The organism is Niallia sp. RD1 (assembly GCF_024219955.1).
Classification (GTDB): Bacteria; Bacillota; Bacilli; order Bacillales; family Cytobacillaceae; genus Niallia; species Niallia alba.
On the sequence record NZ_CP100420.1, the window covers coordinates 1,127,918 to 1,151,198 of the forward strand.

Here is a 23,281-nt window from a genome sequence, read left to right on the forward strand (position 1 = left end):
TATTATTTTATAAATTCCCCTCTATTCAAAAATTGTTCTACCAATTATAATTATCTGGTAATACTACTAATATTTCCTAGGGGGAACTTATGAAAAAACTATTATCTCTTGTAATTTGCTTTTCTCTTTGCTTTACTCTATTGCCTAGTACTTCATTTGCAATAGAAACTAATGATAAGGAACTTGAAAAGTTTTTACAAGATATCGGCTGGGAAAAGGAAGCATATATTAGCTACTTAACAAGTAAAGGATGGACATTAGAAGATTTTTATTCGATTGACGAATTAGGCACTCCTCTCAGTGAAGAGTCCATTCAGCCAGTATTAATAGATTTTGAATTAACAAGAGAAGAATTAAATGAACTTCTTATTGAAAATGGGGATATAGATAAAGGTCAAGATGTTCTTGACGGAGAATATCTTATTTTCGCGGAAGAACTTTATGATTTTGTTGACTTTTATATCAACGGTGAGTTTGGTACTCCAATTGATGAACAAAATCTTCAAGAGTTACTAACTAAGTACGGCTTTGCATCAAAAGAGGAGCTAGAGGCCTTTTTAATAAACAACAATGATTCCTTAGATGATTACGAATACATTGAGGACCTTGATTATATGGTTGATCTCTATAAGAATGGTTTATTTACAGATGAAGAAATTTTTGGCTTATTCGATGAAATCGGATTAACAGAAGCAGAAATTGAAAATCTATTAAACCATTTGGAGAAACTAGATTTTGAGGACCCTACTGTCTTAGATCGTTTACTCGTCCTTAGTGATCGAATGATTGCTTTTGAAGAATTTGAATCGGCGGATGAATTAACTGCGGAACAAATTAGCGAGCTATTAAGTATTTTCACAGAATTACTTGATATTTTTCAAATTGATATTCAGTACTACCTTGTAAAAGATGGGCAAAAAGAGCAAATATCAATAAATAATCTATTATCCTTACAATCTACGAATGGTGCTGATTTACTATTAGAGATTTATAGTAAAGAAGGACAATTTTTAGCTGATATTCTTTTTACGGCTGAAATGTTTGGTAGTGAAGTGATTAAAGAAACCGGAAAAGATTTGCAAGAAGCAAAGGAGATTATTGCAAAAACTGCTGATGCAAAGAAAACGGTGAAAAAACCTCAAACGATACAAACAGTAAAAGGCGCAAAGCTTCCAAAAACAGCAGCAAATTATGTACAGAATATATTGATTGGAACAGTAATTATGATAGCTGGTCTGTTCCTATTACAAAGATCTCGTAAAAAAGAGATTTAACATGAGAACAAAAAGAAAGAAATGGAGAAGTCAAAGACAGAAGCACCATGTGATTCTATCTGTTGCAGCTGTTATCCTCGTAGGATTTGGTATATGGTTCAGCACTACAAATGCGTATACTTTTCTTAAAGGATACTTTCTCTTTCAATCTGCACAAATAACTTCTGCTGAAACACCAAAAAAAATTAAGGAAAATATACAAGAAGAAACCAAGAATAAAGAGCTATATTCCTCTCGTCCAAATGTTGGCGATAATATCGGTAAGCTGTATATTCCTAAATTAGAGATGGAACTCCCCATCTACCATGGGACAAATGAAGATGAATTAGAAAAAGGAATTGGACATTTCGCAGGAAGTGTTTTACCAGGCGAAAAGGATAATTCTGTACTTTCCGGGCATCGTGACACTGTTTTTCGCCGTCTTGGAGAAGTAGGTAAGGGAGATTTACTTGTTGTAACCACCTCTGCAGGGGAATTTACTTACAAAATAAAAAATGTACGAATTGTCGATAAGGAAGATCGGTCAGTGATCGTTCCAAAACCAAAAGCAACATTAACTGTTTCTACCTGCTATCCCTTTCAATATATTGGTGCTGCACCAGAAAGGTATATTTTGGTATCCGAATTAATTGATTCAACTATATATAATAGCAGATCTAAAGCCTTGTATCTTAAGATATAAGGTTTTCTCTTACTCCTCTCCACTTTTCCACACATATTCTACCTCTTCACAAAAAATGAGAACGCTTCAATTATAATTTCTTATTAGATGAAAATCTTTGACATCTTAGCAAAAATAATGTAAAGTACCTAATGGTCGAACATTTTTAGATCATACCGACCTTAATATTCGTGTTTAGGAGTGTATTTAATGGATAACGTGTTTGATTACGAAGATATACAATTAATTCCGGCTAAATGTATTGTAGAAAGCCGTTCAGAATGTGATACAACCGTAACACTTGGCGGTCATACATTTAAGCTACCCGTAGTTCCTGCCAATATGCAAACCATTATTGATGAAAAAATTGCAGTATATTTAGCTGAGAATGGCTATTTCTATATTATGCACCGTTTCCAGCCAGAAACACGCAAGACTTTTATACGTGATATGCAATCTCGTGAATTGATTGCCTCTATCAGTGTTGGTGTAAAATCAGAAGAATATGACTTTATTTTACAATTAGCAGAGGAAAACCTCGTTCCTGAATTTATTACAATTGATATTGCTCATGGTCATTCGAATGCAGTGATTGCGATGATTAAGCATATCAAGATGCATTTACCTAATAGCTTCGTCATTGCTGGTAATGTGGGAACTCCTGAAGCAGTGAGAGAACTAGAGCACGCAGGTGCAGATGCAACAAAAGTAGGAATCGGCCCTGGAAAAGTATGTATTACAAAAATTAAAACAGGTTTTGGAACAGGTGGTTGGCAGTTAGCTGCATTGCGCTGGTGTGCAAAAGCTGCGAGTAAGCCAATTATCGCAGACGGTGGTATCCGTACACATGGTGATATCGCAAAATCTGTACGTTTTGGAGCAACAATGGTTATGATTGGTTCATTATTTGCTGGACATGAAGAGTCTCCAGGTGAAACAACCGAAAAAGAAGGGAAACTATATAAAGAGTATTTCGGCTCTGCTTCTGAGTTTCAAAAGGGAGAAAAGAAAAATGTCGAAGGCAAAAAAATGTTTGTAGAGCATAAAGGCTCTCTGCAAGATACATTAACAGAAATGGAACAAGATCTTCAATCTTCCATCTCTTATGCTGGCGGCAAAAAGTTAGATGCCATTCGCAATGTTGATTATGTTATCGTTAAAAACTCTATTTTTAATGGAGATAAGGTATATTAATTTTCAAGAAAAACAGGGGGCTGGGACATAAGTATTCCAGCCAAGGATAATTCCGAACAATTATACGAAGATGCTAATGAATGTTCCGTATAATTGTTCGGGCTTTTATTTGTTTTTCAAAGGATGTTTCCATGAAGTTTGGTGCGATTCCCCGCAGCCGGAATACACTTCGCTTTCCATGGGGCTCGCGCTGAGCCGCTTCGGCCTGTGGCCTGCAGGGTCTCAGACTGTCTCGCTAATCCCATAGGAGTCTTCGTGTATTCCGGCTGCTCTGTTTTTCCAACTAATTATATTTCCTCTTGTAAAAAGTATGCGAAAGCAGCCGCTATTTACTAGCTATATTAGAAATTGTTCGTCTTTACAGAGTATCTATTTAGTTATGTCCCATCCTCCTGTTTTTTACAGAAACACCCAGTTAAATAGTGACATAGATTCCTAATCAAAGTATAATATAGTTAACCTCTAGAATTACCTCTTATAATCCCCAAAATAGAAAAAGAAAGGTTGATTGAATTTTTATGAAGAGCTTTTCCTTCCACACAAACCACCGCGAACGGTCGAAATCCCCAGAAACGAGAATTAAACTCATCCCACTTACCGGCACACAAAGCAGAAGCGAGATACTAAAGAAAATAGAAATTAGCTCCCAATTTAATATGCGATATAGAGGACTGTTTGAGTATTACGGCGATGACTTAATTGCTTATAAAAAAGAAAATCCTACTGATTTTTTCCGTAATGAATTTCTCCGAACCTTCTCCAGTTATCTGACCGACTACCTAGAAGATAACATGCCCACCTCTTGGCATAAATGCAAAAAATCTTTCATCGAGTTACTCCTTTACATTCACTTACCTAATGCTTTAAAAATCTCCAAAGAAAGCGATAGTATCCAATACTTTATCTCCGAATTTAAAAAGTTTTCCATATGGCTAGACCACAGGGAGAAAACGACATGGACAAAGATGTTAACTCCTTATGAACAGACGATTAATGAGCTACAGTTATGCGAGGAATTGTTAAATAGATTATATCTCCAAATGTATCCTCAATTTTTCGAATCAGATTGGAATTATCAAGAAGATTTAACAAAGGTTAGCCAACGCCTAGAGGAATGTAAGGAGGTGAAGGATAATTTCTTTCAAATAACCAATATAGATGGAAACACCGTTTATCTTTCCAATATCCATACAAATAAACAATTTCAAGTAAATAAAATTCCTGTTGATGAACAGTTTCTCGGGATAATTCTGCATGGCTCTATCGGGCGCTTAGAAGGTCAAGCAACTTGGTCTCTACTTCTTACAGCAGGAGTATATCCAAAGCGGGCAAAGAGGTATTTAACCTTTAGAGAAAAATAACGAGAGGTAATATAATAAAAAAGTATGAAAAAAGACATTGAGTAAATGCTCAATGTCCTTTTTCGTTCTTCTAAATTGACAAGAATGAACAACATTTATTGAGAACTAGATTCGTTAGTTTGTCCATTATTTTGATTACCCTCGGGGGCTTGTCCTCGGCCACCTTCGAAATTACCGCTTGGTGGTGTTCCGCCTTGTCCTCGGCCACCGCCACCACCTGGGCCCCCCATATTATTGGTAGGTGCCTCTGAAATACCAGATTCATCTACATAGGTTAATGTATCGGAAACAGTAAATTCAACAACTTCTGTTCCTTTTTCATATGATCCTGTCGATAAACCATTGCTTTTTACCTCTGTGCTACTTCCACCAGAGTACAATACATAAGTACTATCTTTTGTAATCTTCGATGAACTAATCACAACTGTTTGGTAATCTTTTTTCGGTTTTACTGTTACAATAGCATTCCCATCACTATCTTCTAAATGAACAAGTGTGCCTGCTTTTTGTGTCTCTGAATAAGTCATCATTATAGAATTTTGCTCAGATGTATCAGATGTTGCCTGGGCCATCCCTGAACTGCCTAGTGCTATTAATGTCCCTCCACTTATTTCAAAACTACCATCATAGTCTAACGCTCCGTTTCCGTCATTCGTTGGGCCACTAACAATGATCGTACCGCCTGTTACCACGATTGATCCATTTGCATCCAATCCATCTCCATCTGCCTCTACGTAGACATTTCCTCCATTAATGGTTAGCAATGCATTCCCTGCTGATTCCATTCCCATTCCTTCACCAGGGGCGGCACTTTCACTGCTACCATCACTAACGTTAATACCGTCATCTGCTGTTATAACGGAGATATCTCCGTCATTAATAGTGACTGTTTTTCCTTCTATTCCTTCATAACTTTTTTTAATATCGATCGTTCCATTAGCGATTAAAAGCTCATTCTCTGCATGAATACCATCATCACCAGTTAGAATAGTAAATTCACCATCCATGATTGTAATGTTTGCATCACTATGAACAGCATCATCTAACGTATCTATCTCAAACGCTCCACTACCAATAGCGATCTCCTTATTTGCCTTTAACCCTTTTGTACTTGGTGTATCCTCCACTTCCGTCTCTTCTTCCGCGCTATCTCCCCAAGGTTGTCCTCCCATCATTTCCTCTCTTACTTCGATAGTCTCAGGGCTGCCTCCACCTGCTGTAATGGTAAAATCACCATCTGCCACATAGAGAGAGGACTCAGCTTGTATACCATCTGTTCCAGCTTTTATATTAAATGTACCATCTTCAATGGCAATAATACCTTTTGTATCATTTGTATTCGTTGATTTAATGCCATCTCCACCCGCATTAATATCAAATGTTCCACTCTTTATCGCTACTAAATCTCTGCCCAAAATAGCATCATCTACAGCAGTTACTTTTATCGTTCCTTCCATAATTCGTAAATCGTCTTTACTTCCAATCCCATTATCATAATTCCCAACTACTTCTAAAACACCTGTCCCATTTATTGTTAAGTCATCCTTACTAAAGATTGCTGCATTGGGCTCACCCGATCCATCATCTTCCGTATAAGTTTCTCCATCAGACACCTGATTTTCCGTACCCTCTGCAAGGGTAATAATGGTATCCTCTGCCTCCTTTATAAAAATCGCCGCAGACTTACTATTATGAATGTCTACTCCATTTAAAACGAGTTGAACCTTTCCTGTATCCGGTGCGTCAACTACTATCTGTCCGTCCTCCAAGTCACCGCTTAAAACATATACCCCTCCAGTTCTTATTGTAATAGTCGTTCCAGATGTCATTATTGCCGCAGATTCATCATAAGAAACTTTGTCTCCATTTAAAGTAATAGAAATAGAATTTTCGTCTTCCCAATTCGTTTGATAATCCTCCTCCTCATAACTTATATTTTCACTAATATATGCACTCACATCTATTTCACTAAGTGAGCCAGCATTACTATTTTTAGAGTTATCACTATCCTTACTACATGCAAATAAAAGCAAGGTACATGCAATAGGCAAGACTAACTTTTTCATTTTACTTTTTTTCATTATCATGTCTCCTTTCTTTTACTATGCCTTCATTATGAGTGCAAAACCTTAACAATTCCTTTAGAAGTTGGTTTTTATTTATTTTTCCTGTTTCTTTCTATATATGGGAGAAAAGTTCCTCTACTAGCCTCTCCACCAATTGCTTTTACACTATTTTTATAAAAAATTAAAACCTACTTAAAAATCTTAAGGATAGATTAAGGTTTATAAATGATAATGTGTCCAAGCAGCTAAAAGAAAGGAGAATCAACATGGAAGCACAAAAACTAAACGGTTTAAATGGTAGAACCGAACTAAAACATGAATTAAATCAAATAGATTGTTATCTATTAAGAAATAAATTAAAGCATGTAATGGAAGTTGACCCCCATGCTACTAATGATGGGAAGTATCTAATTAGAAGTGTTTACTTCGATAATTTTGAAAACAAAGCACTCACACAAAAAAAAGAAGGTCTTCTTAATCGCGATAAATTTCGAGTAAGGCTGTATGACTATAATACAAACTATTTAAATTTAGAAAGAAAGAGCAAACGCAATAATTTGACCTATAAAGATAAATGTAGAATTACTGCAGAAGAATATGAAAAAATCCGCATCGGAGATATTAAGTGGATGGAAAATGACCCTCGTGACTTGATCAAGGAATTATTCATTCATATGAGTTTATATCAGCTAAAGCCACACACAGTTGTAGATTATGTACGTGAAGTCTTTATATATCGTTATGGAAATGTCCGGGTAACCTTTGATAGTTCTATTCAAACAAGTTTTCGCAATAATGATGTTCTAAACAGAGATTTACCTATGGTTGAAACCAACCCAAATATCACTATTTTAGAGGTTAAATACGATGAATTTTTGCCTGAAATAATCAAAAACCTTCTGCAAATAAGTGATAGAAGAAAAGGAACCTATTCTAAATATCAAATCAGTAGAATGTACGGATAATAAATATACATTTTCAAGGAGGAACAATTATGAGTAATATTAGTTTCGAGGATATATTCAAATCAAGTATTTTAGAAAAAACAAGTAACTTTTCAGTAATTGATTCATTAATAGGACTATTAGTAGCTTTTGGGGTCGGTTTATTCATCTATTATGTTTACAAAAAAACTTTTTCAGGTGTAATATATTCTCACACCTTTAATATTTCCCTTATTATTATATCGATGGCAACTGCCTTAATCATTATCGGAATATCATCCAATGTCTTACTATCACTTGGAATGGTCGGCGCATTATCCATTGTACGTTTTAGAACACCAATTAAAGATCCAATGGACTTAGTATATTTATTCTGGGCAATTGTATCTGGAATTCTTTGTGGTGCAGGATTTATTGTTCTAGTTATATTAGGTGCACTCTTAATTGGAATTGTACTTATTCTGTTTACAAACCGTATTAAGATCGAAAATCCATATTTATTAGTTATTAAATATACAAATGAATCATTGGAGGATTCGTTAACAAAGACTATTTCCGATCATGCAAAAAAATTCTCGGTTAAATCAAAATCAATTATGCCAGGAAATGACTTTGAAGTAACTTACGAAATTCGTGTAAAAGAGAACAATGCTACTTTCATCAATAACATTTCTAAGCTTGATGGTGTAAAGTCAGCAATTATGCTTAGTTATGATGGCAACTTCACCGCATAAAAATAGAAACATCGAAGCAAAGACATACTTATGCTTCGATGTTTTTATTTTTTTCCTCTATTTCTTCTCTATATACAGTACGAATAATTATTATTATCTAATAAATAGCTGTATAATTATATATACTTGATGGTTATTAATAAAGCAAGTTATACATAATTTTTCTTATCATCATAATAGACAAGGAGTTATAAGAATTATGACTATTCTTTTAGTAGATGACAATACTGTCAATCTATTTGTAATGGAAAAAATACTAAAAAACGCTGGGTACGATGATTGTGTCTCACTTACCTCAGCCAATGAATTATTTCATTATTTACAACTTGATGCTCCTCATTCCACAGGGAATAGTGTGGACTTAATATTACTTGATATTATGATGCCAGAAATAGATGGCATTGAAGCTTGTAAACGTATTAAAAAAGTGGAACACCTTAAGGATATACAGATTATCTTTGTAACAGCATTAGAGGATAAAAATAAACTTGCGGAAGCCTTGGATATTGGCGGTGTAGATTATATCACGAAGCCTCTTGATAAAATTGAACTCCTTGCAAGAATACGCGTTGCCCTACGGTTAAAAGCCGAACTTGATTGGCATACCCAACATGAGAAAAAGATTCAGTACGAATTAGATTTAGCAACTCATGTACAAAGAAGCTTATTGAGCTCTCCCTTAAAAGATGAGCATATGCATATCGAAGTTTCCTATTTGCCCTCTTTTAATCTGGCAGGTGATATGTATTATTGGTATAAAGTCGATGAGGATAAATATGCAATTATTCTTTTAGATATGATGGGCCACGGCATCTCCGCCTCTTTAGTATGTATGTTTATCTCTTCTGTCCTAAGAGAATCAGTTAAACAATTAGTACAGCCTAACCTGGTTATAAAAGAATTAAATCGTTACATGACTTTATTAAAAAATGAAAAAGAGGGACTTCCATTTTACTTTACTGCCATTTATTTAGTAATTGATACAAAGAAAAAAACAGTGGAGTATGTTAATGCAGGGCATCCTTATGGATATATGTTAGTGGATGAAAATGATGTTGTTACGTTAGAACAAAGTACTTGTGCAGTAGGATTTTTTGATGAAATGGAAATTAATACAAAAGAGGTTTCCTTTGAGAAAGATGTCCAAATTATTCTCTATACAGACGGGGTATTAGAAGCAATGGGTCCTTGCGAATTTGAAGCAGAAAAACAAATTCGCTCTATTTCCTCTAAAAGATGGGAACATACCTGTTCCGTAATGGATCATTTACTTACAAAAGAGCAACAGTCCGATCAGCCAGATGATATGTGTGTATTAATGATCCAAGCAAAAGCAAACAATTAATATTTATATTGAATGTCACTAGTGTTGCGTAAATAGTGTCATAATTTTCAGTTTAATTGTTTACTCTACTTAGAGCCAAAAAAGTAATTACCTTTCTAAAGGCGGCTCCTGTCCATTTGGAAATTTATTTACAATTAGACCTGTGCAACGACAACAATTTGTTGATTAAGGGATGGCTTTTCCTTCAATTTTGCGAAGCCAGACATGTGCTGGTTTCCACAATGCTGCCCTTAAATAACGGCTAATTTGCAAGGTTTTCCGCTTACTTTTTGTTTCGAGTTGTACCAGAACATGAAGACAAAAAACAATAAGTGCGATAAACACTTGATTTTGAATCGCCCATTCACTTTGACCGTAGAATTTCTTGATATTGAGATGTTGTTTAATCCATTTAAAAAACAGCTCAATTGCCCATCGTGATTTATACATTTCCGATATTTCTTCGGCGTTTAAGTCAAAACGATTTGTGATTAAATGAAGTTCATTACCTTTTGAATCTATTATTTTTAGAAGTCGAAAATAGTTTTCAGCTCGGTTTTGAGTTGTACCAATCAACACCATTTGATCCGACAAAACAGATGAATCCTTGGGTAGTTTAAAATCATAAACCTCCCGTACGACTGCGTTTTTTCGTAGCCTAGAAAGAAAAAAGTAGCCTTCATCGGTCATGCGATCAAAACGCTCGTAGTCTAGATAACCTCGGTCAAACACATACATGCATTCTTTATCGTCAACCATAATCTCAAGTTGACCACGATCGTGTTCGCTTGCCGTTGTCATCACGGCTTTTTCGGGATAGGATTCTCCCTTTTCCATAAATACAAGGCGTAAGTGTAACTTTACGCCTGCCTTAGTTTTGCGGAACTTCGCCCATTTATGATTGGTCAAATTTAGTGGCAAAGTACTTGAATCAATAATTTTTAACGGCATGACAAGTTTTGTGTAGTGTGTTTTGGCGTGAATTTGTCCGACTAAATCAAGGAAAAGTCTTTGAAACAAATCTGGATTTAGACCATTTAAACGGCGCGAGAGCTGAGAAATGCTTATAGAATCAAGGTCGATTTCCTTTTGAAGATGATCATCAAAAAGGCAATCACTTAACGCATGAAGACTTTCAACTTCTTCTAATTGTGCAAAAAGTAATAGTTTTAGGAATGATTCTGTCGTTAACTTTTTCGTATAGCAATCTAATTTCAATGTTTTCACCTGTTCTTCAAATAATTGAAGATTAATTGGCGAAAACCATTGTCCAAATGAAGTTTTTCGTGTAATCTTGTCCATGAGATTTGTCCTTTTTTAGTGGATTTGGACGGGTTACCACCTGACTTATCCATTATAAAGGACTTTTTCTATGCATAAAATAATAAAAGTGAACATTTCGAGTATTTTTAATAGTGAAATTAAATTAATGCAACACTAGTGATTGAATGTTTATAAATAAAAAGGGATTTCTCACCATAGGAGAAATCCTTTCTTTTGTTGTTAGAGCTGGATATGAAGCTAATAGATTTTTTGATAAAGCCTTTCTCCGCCTGCTAGCTCTCTATATTTTGGCATGACATCAACAAAACTTAATGTCTCTTTATCTCCTAAACCAAGAAATCCATCTTTACTTAAGCTTTCATAAAAGAGATGATGGACTTGATTTTGGAGCATTGGATTAAAGTAAATCAAAACATTTCTACAGATAATCACATGAAATTCATTAAACGATTGATCCGTAACCAGATTATGTTGAGCAAAAATAATATTTTTCAACAAATCAGAATGAAAGTAAGCAAATTGATGATCTGTTTTATAATATTCCGAGAAAGCATTCGTTCCTCCGGCAAGCATATAGTTTTTCGTATATGCTTGCATTTTATGCAGAGGAAATGCACCTTTGCTCGCCTTTTCAAGAACATTTTCATTCATATCTGTGGCATAAATAACGGCCTTATCCTTTAACCCCTCTTCTTCCAACAGAATAGCCATTGAAAATACTTCTTCACCTGTAGCACAACCTGCATGCCATACCCGAATTTCATCATACTTTCGCAAATGGGGAATTACTTGCTCTCGAAATGTGCGAAAAAAACTTGGATTCCTAAACATTTCCGTTACATTGATGGAAAAGTCATTTAGAAGCTGCTCTAGAATAGCGTCTTCGTGAATCACTTTTTCCAGCAATCTCGTAATCGTAGGTATATTATCCATCTTCATTCTATAATAGATTCTGCGCGTAATAGAGGATCGGTTATATTGACGAAAATCAAAACCTGATAATCGAAAAATCCCTTCAAGCAGCAGATCTACTTCAACGTCTGCATGATCTTGATTTTCTACCTCTTGTTCGTTATTCAGGAATGGATGATCCATAACCGTTCCTCCTTACTTAGCTAGCCATACTCTTAGGACCGAGTATAACTGATCTAAATCTAGCGGCTTACTAATATAATCAGATGCACCCGCTTCTAAACATTTTTCTCGATCGTTTTTCATCGCTTTTGCAGTTAAGGCAATAATAGGTATCTCTGTCAAATTCATCGTTTGACGAATAATAGTCATTGTTTCATAACCGTTCATATTTGGCATCATAATATCCATTAGAATAACATCTAAATCCGTTGTTCCATCGAGAATGTCCAGACATTCCCTACCATTATACGCAACAAGGACGTCCATCCCTCTTTTTTCAAGCGTCGTTTTTAGAGCATAAATATTACGGTTATCATCATCTACAATTAATACCCTTTTCCCTTTAAATACATTTTCATGGTCATCATTAGTCATCATGATTTCCGTTTTTCTTTCTTCCACTTGCTTTTGTTCTTCTAGATCTATTTCTTGGCGAACTTCTTGCTTTTTCACTTCCATAGTTGCAGCAACATTCATTTCACTAATATTCAATTTAGCATCAGCTATTCCATTCGGAAGACTTGGAATAATGAGAGTAAAGGTACTTCCCCTACCTTCCGTGCTTTTCAAGGAAATCCAACCACCTAGTAATCTAGCAAATTCTCTACAAATGGATAATCCTAAACCTGTACCTCCATACTTACGTACAGTAGCACCATCTGCTTGCTGGAATGTTTCAAAGATAAGCTTATGTTTATCTTTCGGAATTCCGATACCTGTATCCGACACAGAAACTTCCAACCACTCACTGCTTAATTCTCTCATACTACGACTCATTTGGTTTTTCTTCTTAATATTTAAAGATACTGTTCCACTTTCCGTGAATTTAAACGCATTGGATAAAAGGTTTTTAATAATTTGTTGGAATCTCTTTTCATCTGTATATAAAATATCCTTCAGATCTTCCTGTTTATTCACAACAAATTCTACATCCTTCTGTTTGGCAACAGGAGCGAAACTTCTTTCCAACTGTGAAGTAATATCATGGATACTTACTTCTCCAAAATGTACATCGAGCTTTCCTGCCTCTACTTTTGAAAGATCGAGAATATCATTGATAAGGGAAAGAAGATCTTTACCGGAGGAATGAATAACATTCGCAAATTCCATTTCTTCTGCCGATAAATGATTCGAATCATTCTCAGCTAACATTTCTGATAGAATAAGAATACTATTTAGCGGTGTTCTTAATTCATGAGACATATTAGCTAAAAACTCTGATTTATAATTAGAATTTTGAATGACCAATTCTGTTTTCTCTTCTAATTCTTCTTTTGCTTTTTCTAAATCTCTTGTCTTCGCTTCCGCTTCTCTTGTCCGATCTTCTAGCTGCTCGTTGGTAGCCATCAGTTCTTCTTTTTGCATTTGTAACTCTTCAGACTGGGACTGCAATTCCTCTGACTGTGTCTGCAGTTCTTCTGATTGTACTTGTAACTCTTCTGTCATGGCTCTCGATTCATTTAATAGGCGAACTACTTCCATTCTCCCCATAATACTATTGATGGTTAATCCGAACGTTTCCACTATACCAGCTATTAGATCTTGTTGAAGCTTTGTAAATTCTGTCATGGTTGCAAGCTCTAATACAGCAATTACGCCTCCTTCAAACATAACCGGTACAATAATAATGCTTCGTGGCGATACATCCCCTAAACCTGTTGCAATTAAGCGATAATCACTTGGAACTTCCTTATAGTACAGAATGCGTTGTTCTTTTGCGCTTTGTCCAATAAGCCCTTCTCCTAATTGGAAAGAATCTCTTCCAATTGTATCGCCTGATTCAGCAAAGGTTGCTGTTTTTACATACATTTCCTTTTTCTGTTGTTTATCCTTTACATAAAAGGCACCAAAACTTGCATCTGTTTTTTGTGCTATTTCTGTTATAAACACGCTAGCCAATGTTTCAATAGAGGGAATCCCTTGAAATTTCATAACAATATCAGCAACATTAGATTGTAACCATTCTCTCTGCTCTACGGCATCAAGAAGTCCATTTGTTGCATCAGCAAGCTCTTTTATTTCATCGTTTGTCCGGACATGAATTCGGGTAGTGACGTTTCCTTTAGATGCAGCAATTGTCTTAATAGATCCTGTTACTTCTCTTATCGTTCTAACAATTGATTTAGATGTTTGACTCGCCATCATAATAGCGACAAGTGAAATCAAAACTAATGCACCAAATAACCCGATCGTTAATATATTATTTTGTTTATCTAGCTGTGCCGCTCTATTAGCAGATGCTGTCTTTTCAGTATCTCTAAGATTCATAAATTTTGCTGTAACATCGTTTATGTAATCTCGACCAATATCTGCCTCGAAAAATTCATTAAGTGCCTCTGTATTGTTTTGTGCTTTATATTGGATGGTTGGCTCTCCTGCTATATTAATCCAACTCTCAATACTTTCCTTTATTTCTAGCAAATTGTCCTGCTGTGCAGGTTTATTTTGCATTAAATGATATAGCTCATCAAATTGCGTTTCCCAATTTTCCTTCCCATCGTTATACGGACTTAAGTAACTTTGGTTACCTGTGATTATATATCCACGCTGACCTGTTTCCATATCTAATATACTTTTTTCAATGGAAGAAGTTAATTCATATATGCGAGAATCATAATTGATAATCGAGTTACGTTCCTGCTGAAGGGAACGAATTTGATTATTTAGTAGAATTACCGACACAAGTAAGCAAAGAATGATAACAATGTAACCAAGGATAATTTTGGAGCGAATTCCAAATTTAAATTTCGATTCCATTTGATTACCTTCCTTAACTTATTTTCTATTTTAATAGTATAGTATCTGTAACAAAAATGAAAAGGGAATTTGTTCTATTTTACTCTATTTCATATAGTTTATATTACTTTTTTTCATGGTACAACTTTTCAAGCTTATTCTTTGAAACATCCTTTGGCAATTTTACAAGCAAAAAACCTTTTTCTCTAAAGACTGTTTTAGTATAGTTTGTTGCCATTAACCGGAAGCCTGAATACACTTGCGAGGTCTCAACCTCCGGGCGTCTATGTATCTTCAGGCTACTCAGTATCTCTTGAAAAATTATCCCCTTATAAAAAACAACAATCTTATAGTAAGCAGCCTATCTATAAAATAACTTCGTTTAGTTATCCTTTATTTTTTGTAAAAACATTCATTACACACTGAAAATTTACTTTTGGCGGATAATTCTTTTCCACATACTTTACATCTCTTTATCCGTCTCTTTCCTTTTATCCCTTTCTTTAGTTGCTCATTAATTTGATCACTCAATTCCAATCTAACCTTTTCCCAATAATAGGCTTCTGTTCTTCTTTCTAATCGATATAAGAATAATAAATGAAGCCCGATAGATTTATAAGCAAGCTCTAACTCCTCTAAGCTATCCTGCTTTATTTTTGGTTCTGGTAAATCCCTGTTTTCAACAATTGCTTCCATATTCGTTTTCCACTGGACTCGTAATGAACTTTCACTTGTTGCAAACGGGAGCTTCAAAAAACTAAATAAATCATATAAGGACATTCTCGCTTCGACCATCGTATCCATAATCATTTCATATAGCAGCATTTCCTCTGCTAAAGATGCCTTTTTCGTTCCCTCAGGGCTTTTAAAATGTCCCCATAGATAAAAGAACAAGCCGAGATTATTGGAATACTTTTGAAATCTTTCTAAAACGGCACTTGTAGGCGCTATTGTAAATCCAAAAAAGTCCGTATCCTTTTTTTCTAATAAATATTTCATCTTTTTACGATCACTTGTAAAAGCAACTCGCCCAATATCATAAATTCCCTTTCTTCCTGCTCTTCCTGCAATCTGCTTAACTTCCTGAGAGGTTAACATTCTTCTTCTAATACCATCAAATTTGTCATTTTCTAAGAAAACGATTCTCCTTATTGGCAAATTCAGCCCCATCCCAATCGCATCTGTCGAAACAATAACTTTCGTTTCTCCCTTAATAAAACGCTCCATTTGTTTTTTCCTTGCTTCCGGGGGCATACTTCCATAGATAACACTGACTTGCCAGCCCCTTCTTTGTAGCTCGGAAGCTGTTTCTAATACGTTCCTTCTTGAAAAGCAAACAAGGGCATCTCCTTTTCTCGTATGGCTGAGCTGGAATAAATCATTTTCTACCTGTAGTGGTGTCTCTCTTCGATACTCATGAACCTCTACATTTGTATCGCCTAATAGCTGTAAAATCATGTTTTTTGCATGAAGACTTGCGATAATATGAACCTCATTCGCATTTGCTTTCGTAATAGCCCGGTACCAGGAGAATCCTCTTTCCCTATCTGCAATCATTTGGGCTTCATCAATAACGATCACTTCGTAATAGTTTTTTTCATGAAACATTTCCACCGTACTTGATTGGTGCTGTGCATTAAGAACAAGCTTTTCTTCTTCTCCTGTTTTAAGGGAACAAGGAATCCCTTGCTGATTTAGTTTCTCATAAATTTCTAGTGCTAATAATCTTAATGGTGCCAAATATAAACCACTACTAGCTTCCATCATCCGGTTAATAGCCTGAAAAGTTTTACCAGTATTTGTCTCCCCTGTATGAAGTACATATTTAACATCTATATTGGTTGGAGGATAATATTCCCTACCAAATATATCCTCAATCATTCTAGCTTCTTCTTCTTTGCGACGTCTTTGCTCTTCCCGATCCTCTGCTTCCTTTTGCGCCTTCCTTTGTCTATCTTTTTCCATAATCTCTTTATGAATCTCCATATCAAAAGGAATGTCCAATAATTTTTCCAAATCTATTACGTATTCAGGCAACAAATCCTCTAAAAATTCCACTGTCACTTCTTGAAGTAGCGGCATACTTACTTCAAGCAAAGAAGAATTGGTTAAGGAATGACTATATACTTCTGTATATTCTTCCTTTATACGAGTTGGCAATCTGTCTTTTACCCAAGTAGGAAAAAAATCGATTAGATGTTGAAGGATTAGATTTTCATATGCCTCTGTCCGATCCTCTAAAAAATAAAATTGATTATAAGGCATATTCATTTCATTCGATAAATATTCTTCAAAGGTTAACTCCATGGAAGATAAAATAATACCATTTCTGTCTATCTCAAGCGCAATATTACTTCCAGTTAAATAGCGAATATAAAGAAACAGTTCCTCATAATGTTTCTCTATCAATTGTTCGATATAATAAGAAAACTTCACTGTATATTTACGCTTTGTTTCCATGTCTTTCTGTTCTTCCACTTTTTCTACATATGCTACTCGTTGCTTTCTATATTTGTTTTTCCAGTTTTCCTTATCTTCCCCTAACTTTTTTGTCAGCCACTCTTCATAAGAAAATGCGCCAACATCTCGTATTTCACTTCGAAATAATCGATTGATCTGCTTTTTACTAAGGTCGCTAATATCCAATCCTTTATTTGTAAGATATTGTTTCTTTTCAGCGTACTTTATATGACTAGTTGCTATATTAAGCCATGTGTTTAACCAAATTTGCTCTATATAAACTTTCCGATCTGCCATATACTGTGCAAATGTCGGTAGACTTTCTTTGTTTTCTAAATACTTATTTACATCCTTTATAATATGCATTTTTGTTTGTTGAACCGCTTTATCATACTGGGTTTTTAATATTGGATTTATCATGATGAACTCCTATAATAATGGATTACTATCCTTCTTTTTCTTATTTTCCTTTATTTTATCTTAGACATGTAGATTTTTTTAATATTTTTTGGATTTTCTTATGTTTTATTTAGGCTGTTTGTATGAAAACTCTTTAGGTAAAAGGCAACACTAAGCTGAACCTTCTAAATTTGAACTTTTTTAAAAGGCTAGGAATGATTAAATATAGTGCTTTTGCTATTCATTAAGCAATTTGTTCATTAGTGGGTTCAATACGATACCCTTTCCTTTTTAAGTATTGAATCATTTTTTGTTCTTTACTTTGTTCGAGATCAACATAATCAGGGCCTAGTTCCTGATATGGTTGCCTTGTTTTTAAAATATTGTAAGCAATTGTTAGGATTAAATGAGCGGAAGCGATCCGTGCTTTCGATTTTCCTTGTCGTTTCATAATTCTTTTTCTATGTGCAGATATGCGATTATACTGTCTATCTGTAGCCATGGAACATTCAACAGCGGTGGTTCTTAATGATTTGTTTCATAAACACTATCTATTTAAAAAAGTAAGAAAGATGACTGTTAAGTCTACACGGTGAATGTCAGTTTTTATCGATTTTTAGAAAATAGTTTTTCTGTTATTTACGATTATTTTTTTCAAAGAGGGGAATAAAGAATGTAAATAAGATTTCTCAGGAAATAATAAGGACCACCCGTGAGAACGGGTGGTTTTCTCTGCGGCTGAAAGCCTTTGTTACTGACCAAACCCTAAAGGGCTACTGAAAGGTTCGCCAATTGTACTACTTCTACTGGCCAGACCTCAAAGGCCTTCTCTCCTAATTTTTTCGTTTCTTTTTCTTCACTTCTTCCCCTGTAAATGGATCAATATATTCCATAATCGTTAATTGTTCTGCGACTAGATCATCTTGTATTTGATTACGGATATATTCTTCAATTACCTTCTTGTTTCTTCCTACCGTATCTACATAATATCCTGTACACCAAAATTTTCGATTTCCATACTTATATTTCAGTTGTGCATGTCTATCAAATATCATCAAGCTACTTTTTCCTTTTAGATATCCTACGAATGCTGATACACTTAATTTTGGCGGAATACTCACTAACATATGTACGTAGTCCTTACACGCAGTTGCTTCTATTATCTCTACGCCTTTCCTCTCACACAAGGTACGTAAGATTTGCCCAATATCTTTCTTTATTTTCCCGTAAATTATTTGTCTTCTATATTTTGGTGCAAATACTATGTGATACTTACAATTCCAAGTTGTGTGTGCTAAACTATTATTGTCTTTTGACATAAGGACTTCCTCCTGGCTATTTATTTTCGGTTGGCGAACCAAAAAATATTTTAGCACCACGAGGAAGTTTTTTTAATACCACGCTGTAAGCTTTTTGGAACCCTAGGCATAGCCCAGGGTTTTCTTTTCTATAAATAAAAATCCTTGCACTTTGGCAAGGATTATTTGGAAGGATCTTCTTTAATAGATTAAATTCTTACTTAGTTTTTCTTTAAGCTTAACTCGCTTTTGTATTGCTCAAATTCTTTCGTTGTACAACGTACAAAGTGACCTGGAGCAACTTCTCTTAATTCGGCTGGTTCACTTGTATCATGTACAGATGGATCATAAGCAATTCTTTTACGTTCACGTTCATAACGTGGATCTGGAAGCGGAATTGCTGATAGCAATGATTTTGTGTATGGGTGAATTGGGTTCTCATACAGTTCATCTGCTTCTGCAAGCTCTACCAGGTTACCCATATACATAACGCCAATACGGTCACTAATGTATTTAACCATTGAAAGGTCATGGGCAATAAATAAATATGTTAGTCCGCGTTCTTTTTGCAGCTTTTTCAAAAGGTTAACAACCTGTGCTTGAATGGAAACGTCTAGTGCAGAAATCGGCTCGTCACAGATAATGAAATCTGGCTCAACAGCTAGTGCACGAGCAATCCCGATTCTTTGGCGCTGACCACCACTAAATTCGTGCGGAAAGCGTGTAGCATGCTCTTTATTCAATCCTACTACTTCTAGTAGCTCTTCTACTCTTTGACGACGCTCTTCTGGTGTTTTTGCAAGCTTATGATTATCAATACCTTCTGCAATGATATCAAGTACTGTCATACGTGGATTTAGAGAAGAATGCGGATCTTGGAAAATCATTTGCATTTTTTGGTTGAATTTGCGAAGCTCTGCCTTTGATTTTTTACCGTGCACATCTTCGCCTTCAAATTTAACTTCTCCACCTGTTGCATCGTAAAGACGGATAATTGTTCTTCCTGTTGTAGATTTCCCACAACCAGATTCTCCAACTAGACCAAATGTTTCTCCTTTAAAAATTTCAAAGGATACACCATCCACTGCTTTGATGATTCTATCTCTACCTGCGGAAAAGTGCTTTTGCAAGTTTTTTACTTCTAGTAATTTTTCTCTAGTCAACGTTTTTCACCGTCCTTGCGACCTGTTTTCGCGAAACCAAGCATTCTTTGTTTAACAGCTTCTGGTGGCTCAACTTTTGGAGCATCTTCATGCAATAACCAAGTTGCTGCATAATGCGTATCCGAAACTTTAAACATTGGTGGTTCCATTACCGTGTCAATTTCTAGCGCAAATTGATTTCTAGGCGCAAATGCGTCTCCTGCTGGAGGCTTTAACATATTCGGCGGGCTTCCAGGTATAGCGAAAAGCTCTTCATCCGTACTGTCTAGTGTTGGCATAGAACCTATTAATCCCCATGTATATGGATGCTTCGGATTATAGAAAATATCATCAACTGTTCCAATTTCAACAATCTTCCCAGCATACATAACCGCAACGCGATCTGCAACGTTTGCTACAACGCCAAGGTCATGAGTAATAAAAATAATCGCACTATCTGTTTTCTTTTGAATGTCTTTCATTAATTCTAAAATTTGTGCCTGAATCGTAACATCAAGTGCTGTTGTTGGTTCATCGGCAATTAAAATCTTCGGGTTACACGCAAGCGCGATTGCAACAACCACACGTTGACGCATTCCACCTGAGAATTGGTGTGGAAATTGGTTAATACGAATTTCCGGTTGTGGAATACCAACTAACTCAAGCAGCTCAAGAGCACGTTTCTTTGCATCAGATTTGTTCATGTTTTGATGCTTAATTAGACCTTCCATGATCTGATTCCCAATTTTCATTGTTGGATTTAAGGAAGACATAGGATCTTGAAACACCATGGAAATATCTTTACCGCGAATTTTTTGCATTTCTTTCTTGGACTTTTTAACAATATCTTCGCCTTCTAATAATATTTCTCCACTTTTAATGACACTTTGCGGTTCGGGAAGTAGTCTCATTAAAGCATTAGAAGTAACGGATTTACCAGAACCGGATTCCCCTACAATTGCTAGTGTTTCTCCTTTATTTAACTCAAAGCTAACACCGCGAACAGCTTGTACTTCACCGTTGTAGGTGTTAAATGATACTCTTAAATCTTTGACTTCTAATAATTTACTCATTTATAAACACCTACTCTCTTATTTATGCATTTTAGGGTCGAATGCATCACGTAATCCATCACCTAATATATTGAATGCAATCATTAATACTGACAATACAGTCGCTGGGAAAACTAATAAATATGGGTACAATCGTAAATTAGCAAATCCTAGTTCAATTAATGCCCCTAATGAAGCATTAGGCGGAACAATACCAAGTCCGATAAAGCTTAGGAATGCTTCGAAGAAGATAGCTCCAGGAATCGAGAACATGGTATTAACAATAATTATCCCCGTAATATTCGGAACTAAATGTTTTCTAATAATTGTACCATTTGTCGTTCCTAATGTTCTTGCTGCCAGTACAAATTCTTGGTTGGTAAGTTTAAGTACCTCACCACGAACAATCCTAGACATTCCGATCCATCCTGTAATCGCTAAGGCAATAACAATAGAGACAATTCCTGGCTGGAGAATCAGCATCATTAATAGAATAATTACTAAGTTTGGTATTCCTACTAATATCTCAGCGATACGCTGCAAGACGTTATCGACTCTCCCGCCATAGAATCCAGATACCCCGCCATACGTTACACCGATTAATAAATCAAGTATAGCAGCGACAAACGCAATGATTAACGATACACGAGTACCTTCCCAAAGCCTTGTCCATTGGTCACGGCCCAGTGTATCCGTACCAAACCAGAAATACGTATCATCCATATCTTTCGCTTCATAAATATGGTAGGTTGCTCTTACGGCAGCAGAATTTCTTGTACCGTCGCCTTCCTCTAAAACTTTGATATCAACAAACTCATCTGTACTTTTATATCGAGCCATTGCTTTTGCAGTTGCATCCTCTACATTCGTACCTTCATATCTACCAGATAATGTACCATCTAATCCTAACCAAGAAACATTCTCTAAAACTGGTATTCTAGGAGGAAGCTTCGCACGGGAAAGGTTCTGTCCATCGTTTCCGTAGTCATTCATATGTGGTCCAATAATACTCATTACGATTATTAATAGTATTATAAATATACTGACAATTGCCGGCTTGTTTTTTAATAACGTTCTTCTTGCATCCTGAGCAAATGTTCTGCTTGGCGCAGAAATTTTCTCACTTGTATTCTCTTCTTGCTTAAGAGGTCTAAATAAATTTTTATCTATTTGATTAAGATTCTTTTTATTCATTTTATTTTTTTCCTCCTGCAATTCTAATTCTCGGATCAATTAATCCATATAGGAGGTCAATGATTAAAATTATAATAACAAAGCCAAAAGCAAACATTAAGGTTGTTCCCATAATTGTTGGATAATCATTTACAGTAACAGATGTAACAAATTGTTCCCCAATTCCAGGAATAGCAAAAATTTTCTCTATAACCAATGATCCTGTCATTAAACCAACGGCCATTGGACCTATAACGGTAACTAGCGGAATCAGTGCATTGCGCAATCCATGTTTGAAGATAATTCCTGCTTCTGTAACACCTTTTGCACGAGCTGTCGTTATATAATTTGAATGCAATACCTCAATCATTTCTGTTCTTGTAAACCTCGCCGCAACTGCTAAAGGGGAGATTGCAAGTGCGATAGTTGGTAGAATGGTATATTCAAAGCCACCCCAAAGCGCAACTGGTAGTAGATCCCATCTTACTGCAAAGAAATATTGTAATAGTCCTGCAAATACAAACGATGGAACCGATGTCCCCAGTACAGCGATAATCGTAGACGTATAATCGACTGGACCGTTCCTATAAATGGAGGCTATCAAGCCTAGCAGAATCCCTAGTACAGTTCCTAACACTAAAGCTTGTCCACCTAGAAGTGCGGACGGACCGATTTTTGCTGATAGTATTTTTGTAACCGGGGTATTATCAAATTTAAATGACACACCTAAATCCCCTTGCACAAGGTTTCCTAAGTATCGTACATATTGTACAGGAACCGGATCATTCAATCCATATTTTTCCAAAATAATTGTTTTTTGTTCTTCACTTAACTTATCGTCAGCTTTCAGTGGACTCCCTGGAAGGAACTTCATCAGGAAGAAGGATACTGTAGCGATAATGAACAATGTTATGAACATATACCATAAACGTCGAAGAAGATATCGAGCCATCTGTGCACCTCCTAATTTTTCTTTGTTTATTATAGCATAATAATTTATTTTTGCTATAATCAGAATTTTCCTACTCAAAAATACAAGAGAGTA

18 protein-coding genes are annotated in these 23,281 nt (G+C 35.5%); 7 read left to right on the forward strand and 11 right to left on the reverse strand.

The genetic code is table 11. From position 1 onward, the window contains the following. The first annotated feature begins 89 nt into the window (after positions 1-89). From NKG37_RS05260 to NKG37_RS05275, 4 genes are all read left to right on the forward strand, one after another. Positions 90-1,274: a processed acidic surface protein gene (locus NKG37_RS05260; RefSeq protein WP_016201624.1), complete on the forward strand. Its 1,185-nt coding sequence runs from the start codon at positions 90-92 to the stop codon at positions 1,272-1,274. 1 nt (position 1,275) lies between these two features. Continuing rightward, complete coding sequence (locus tag NKG37_RS05265; protein ID WP_254415923.1) at positions 1,276-1,956, forward strand: class D sortase; 681 nt, start codon at positions 1,276-1,278, stop codon at positions 1,954-1,956. A gap of 189 nt (positions 1,957-2,145) precedes the next feature. Then, positions 2,146-3,129 (forward strand): GMP reductase, encoded by a 984-nt coding sequence (gene guaC / locus NKG37_RS05270; protein ID WP_016201622.1) that lies wholly within the window; start codon positions 2,146-2,148, stop codon positions 3,127-3,129. A 656-nt stretch (positions 3,130-3,785) separates the two neighbouring features. Beyond that, positions 3,786-4,490 carry a hypothetical protein gene (locus tag NKG37_RS05275; protein ID WP_254415924.1) on the forward strand — a complete coding sequence of 235 codons (705 nt, stop codon included), beginning with the start codon at positions 3,786-3,788 and terminating at the stop codon, positions 4,488-4,490. Between the two features lie 95 nt (positions 4,491-4,585). On the opposite strand, the gene NKG37_RS05280 is transcribed toward NKG37_RS05275, so the two are convergent. Continuing rightward, the gene (locus NKG37_RS05280; protein WP_169189459.1) at positions 4,586-6,571 is read right to left on the reverse strand and encodes a carbohydrate-binding domain-containing protein; all 1,986 of its coding nucleotides are present in this window, start codon (positions 6,569-6,571) and stop codon (positions 4,586-4,588) included. Positions 6,572-6,822: 251 nt separating this feature from the next. On the opposite strand from NKG37_RS05280, the gene NKG37_RS05285 reads away from it, so the two are divergent. From NKG37_RS05285 to NKG37_RS05295, 3 genes are all read left to right on the forward strand, one after another. After that, complete coding sequence (locus NKG37_RS05285) at positions 6,823-7,521, forward strand: polyphosphate polymerase domain-containing protein (RefSeq protein WP_101728924.1); 699 nt, start codon at positions 6,823-6,825, stop codon at positions 7,519-7,521. Positions 7,522-7,550: 29 nt separating this feature from the next. Further along, positions 7,551-8,234: a DUF4956 domain-containing protein gene (locus tag NKG37_RS05290; RefSeq protein WP_016201620.1), complete on the forward strand. Its 684-nt coding sequence runs from the start codon at positions 7,551-7,553 to the stop codon at positions 8,232-8,234. Between the two features lie 199 nt (positions 8,235-8,433). Continuing rightward, positions 8,434-9,579, forward strand: a complete 1,146-nt coding sequence (locus NKG37_RS05295) for a fused response regulator/phosphatase (RefSeq protein WP_016201619.1) — start codon at positions 8,434-8,436, stop codon at positions 9,577-9,579. Positions 9,580-9,744: 165 nt separating this feature from the next. Here NKG37_RS05295 and NKG37_RS05300 read toward each other — a convergent pair whose 3' ends face one another. From NKG37_RS05300 to opp3b, 10 genes are all read right to left on the reverse strand, one after another. Continuing rightward, entirely contained in the window at positions 9,745-10,860 is a 1,116-nt protein-coding gene (locus tag NKG37_RS05300) for an IS4 family transposase (RefSeq protein WP_254415925.1), read from the reverse strand. Between the two features lie 219 nt (positions 10,861-11,079). After that, on the reverse strand, positions 11,080-11,937 hold the full coding sequence (locus NKG37_RS05305; RefSeq protein WP_016201618.1) for a CheR family methyltransferase: 858 nt from the start codon (positions 11,935-11,937) through the stop codon (positions 11,080-11,082). A 12-nt stretch (positions 11,938-11,949) separates the two neighbouring features. After that, on the reverse strand, positions 11,950-14,733 hold the full coding sequence (locus tag NKG37_RS05310) for an ATP-binding protein (RefSeq protein ID WP_224427790.1): 2,784 nt from the start codon (positions 14,731-14,733) through the stop codon (positions 11,950-11,952). Between the two features lie 372 nt (positions 14,734-15,105). Continuing rightward, positions 15,106-17,592 carry a helicase-related protein gene (locus NKG37_RS05315; RefSeq protein WP_254415926.1) on the reverse strand — a complete coding sequence of 829 codons (2,487 nt, stop codon included), beginning with the start codon at positions 17,590-17,592 and terminating at the stop codon, positions 15,106-15,108. 223 nt (positions 17,593-17,815) lie between these two features. Next, positions 17,816-18,073, reverse strand: coding sequence for a hypothetical protein (locus NKG37_RS05320; RefSeq protein WP_040343490.1), 258 nt, complete (start codon positions 18,071-18,073; stop codon positions 17,816-17,818). 331 nt (positions 18,074-18,404) lie between these two features. After that, complete coding sequence (gene tnpA / locus NKG37_RS05325) at positions 18,405-18,890, reverse strand: IS200/IS605 family transposase (RefSeq protein WP_254415927.1); 486 nt, start codon at positions 18,888-18,890, stop codon at positions 18,405-18,407. A 200-nt stretch (positions 18,891-19,090) separates the two neighbouring features. Next, on the reverse strand, positions 19,091-20,032 hold the full coding sequence (locus NKG37_RS05330; protein ID WP_254415928.1) for an ABC transporter ATP-binding protein: 942 nt from the start codon (positions 20,030-20,032) through the stop codon (positions 19,091-19,093). Further along, entirely contained in the window at positions 20,029-21,084 is a 1,056-nt protein-coding gene (locus NKG37_RS05335; RefSeq protein WP_016201615.1) for an ABC transporter ATP-binding protein, read from the reverse strand. The genes NKG37_RS05330 and NKG37_RS05335 overlap by 4 nt, the downstream gene beginning before the upstream one ends. Positions 21,085-21,102: 18 nt before the next feature. Next, positions 21,103-22,257 carry an oligopeptide ABC transporter permease gene (opp3C, locus tag NKG37_RS05340; protein WP_254415929.1) on the reverse strand — a complete coding sequence of 385 codons (1,155 nt, stop codon included), beginning with the start codon at positions 22,255-22,257 and terminating at the stop codon, positions 21,103-21,105. Position 22,258: 1 nt separating this feature from the next. After that, complete coding sequence (gene opp3b / locus NKG37_RS05345; protein WP_254415930.1) at positions 22,259-23,188, reverse strand: oligopeptide ABC transporter permease; 930 nt, start codon at positions 23,186-23,188, stop codon at positions 22,259-22,261. Positions 23,189-23,281: the final 93 nt, after the last annotated feature.

Coding starts and splice junctions, on each gene's coding strand:
- NKG37_RS05260 (WP_016201624.1), top strand. CDS start 90: ATGAAAAAACTATTATCTCTTGTAATTTGCTTTTCTCTTTGCTTTACT.
- NKG37_RS05265 (WP_254415923.1), top strand. CDS start 1,276: ATGAGAACAAAAAGAAAGAAATGGAGAAGTCAAAGACAGAAGCACCAT.
- guaC (WP_016201622.1), top strand. CDS start 2,146: ATGGATAACGTGTTTGATTACGAAGATATACAATTAATTCCGGCTAAA.
- NKG37_RS05275 (WP_254415924.1), top strand. CDS start 3,786: ATGCGATATAGAGGACTGTTTGAGTATTACGGCGATGACTTAATTGCT.
- NKG37_RS05280 (WP_169189459.1), bottom strand. CDS start 6,571: ATGAAAAAAAGTAAAATGAAAAAGTTAGTCTTGCCTATTGCATGTACC.
- NKG37_RS05285 (WP_101728924.1), top strand. CDS start 6,823: ATGGAAGCACAAAAACTAAACGGTTTAAATGGTAGAACCGAACTAAAA.
- NKG37_RS05290 (WP_016201620.1), top strand. CDS start 7,551: ATGAGTAATATTAGTTTCGAGGATATATTCAAATCAAGTATTTTAGAA.
- NKG37_RS05295 (WP_016201619.1), top strand. CDS start 8,434: ATGACTATTCTTTTAGTAGATGACAATACTGTCAATCTATTTGTAATG.
- NKG37_RS05300 (WP_254415925.1), bottom strand. CDS start 10,860: ATGGACAAGATTACACGAAAAACTTCATTTGGACAATGGTTTTCGCCA.
- NKG37_RS05305 (WP_016201618.1), bottom strand. CDS start 11,937: ATGGATCATCCATTCCTGAATAACGAACAAGAGGTAGAAAATCAAGAT.
- NKG37_RS05310 (WP_224427790.1), bottom strand. CDS start 14,733: ATGGAATCGAAATTTAAATTTGGAATTCGCTCCAAAATTATCCTTGGT.
- NKG37_RS05315 (WP_254415926.1), bottom strand. CDS start 17,592: ATGATAAATCCAATATTAAAAACCCAGTATGATAAAGCGGTTCAACAA.
- NKG37_RS05320 (WP_040343490.1), bottom strand. CDS start 18,073: ATGGCTACAGATAGACAGTATAATCGCATATCTGCACATAGAAAAAGA.
- tnpA (WP_254415927.1), bottom strand. CDS start 18,890: ATGTCAAAAGACAATAATAGTTTAGCACACACAACTTGGAATTGTAAG.
- NKG37_RS05335 (WP_016201615.1), bottom strand. CDS start 21,084: ATGAGTAAATTATTAGAAGTCAAAGATTTAAGAGTATCATTTAACACC.
- opp3C (WP_254415929.1), bottom strand. CDS start 22,257: ATGAATAAAAAGAATCTTAATCAAATAGATAAAAATTTATTTAGACCT.
- opp3b (WP_254415930.1), bottom strand. CDS start 23,188: ATGGCTCGATATCTTCTTCGACGTTTATGGTATATGTTCATAACATTG.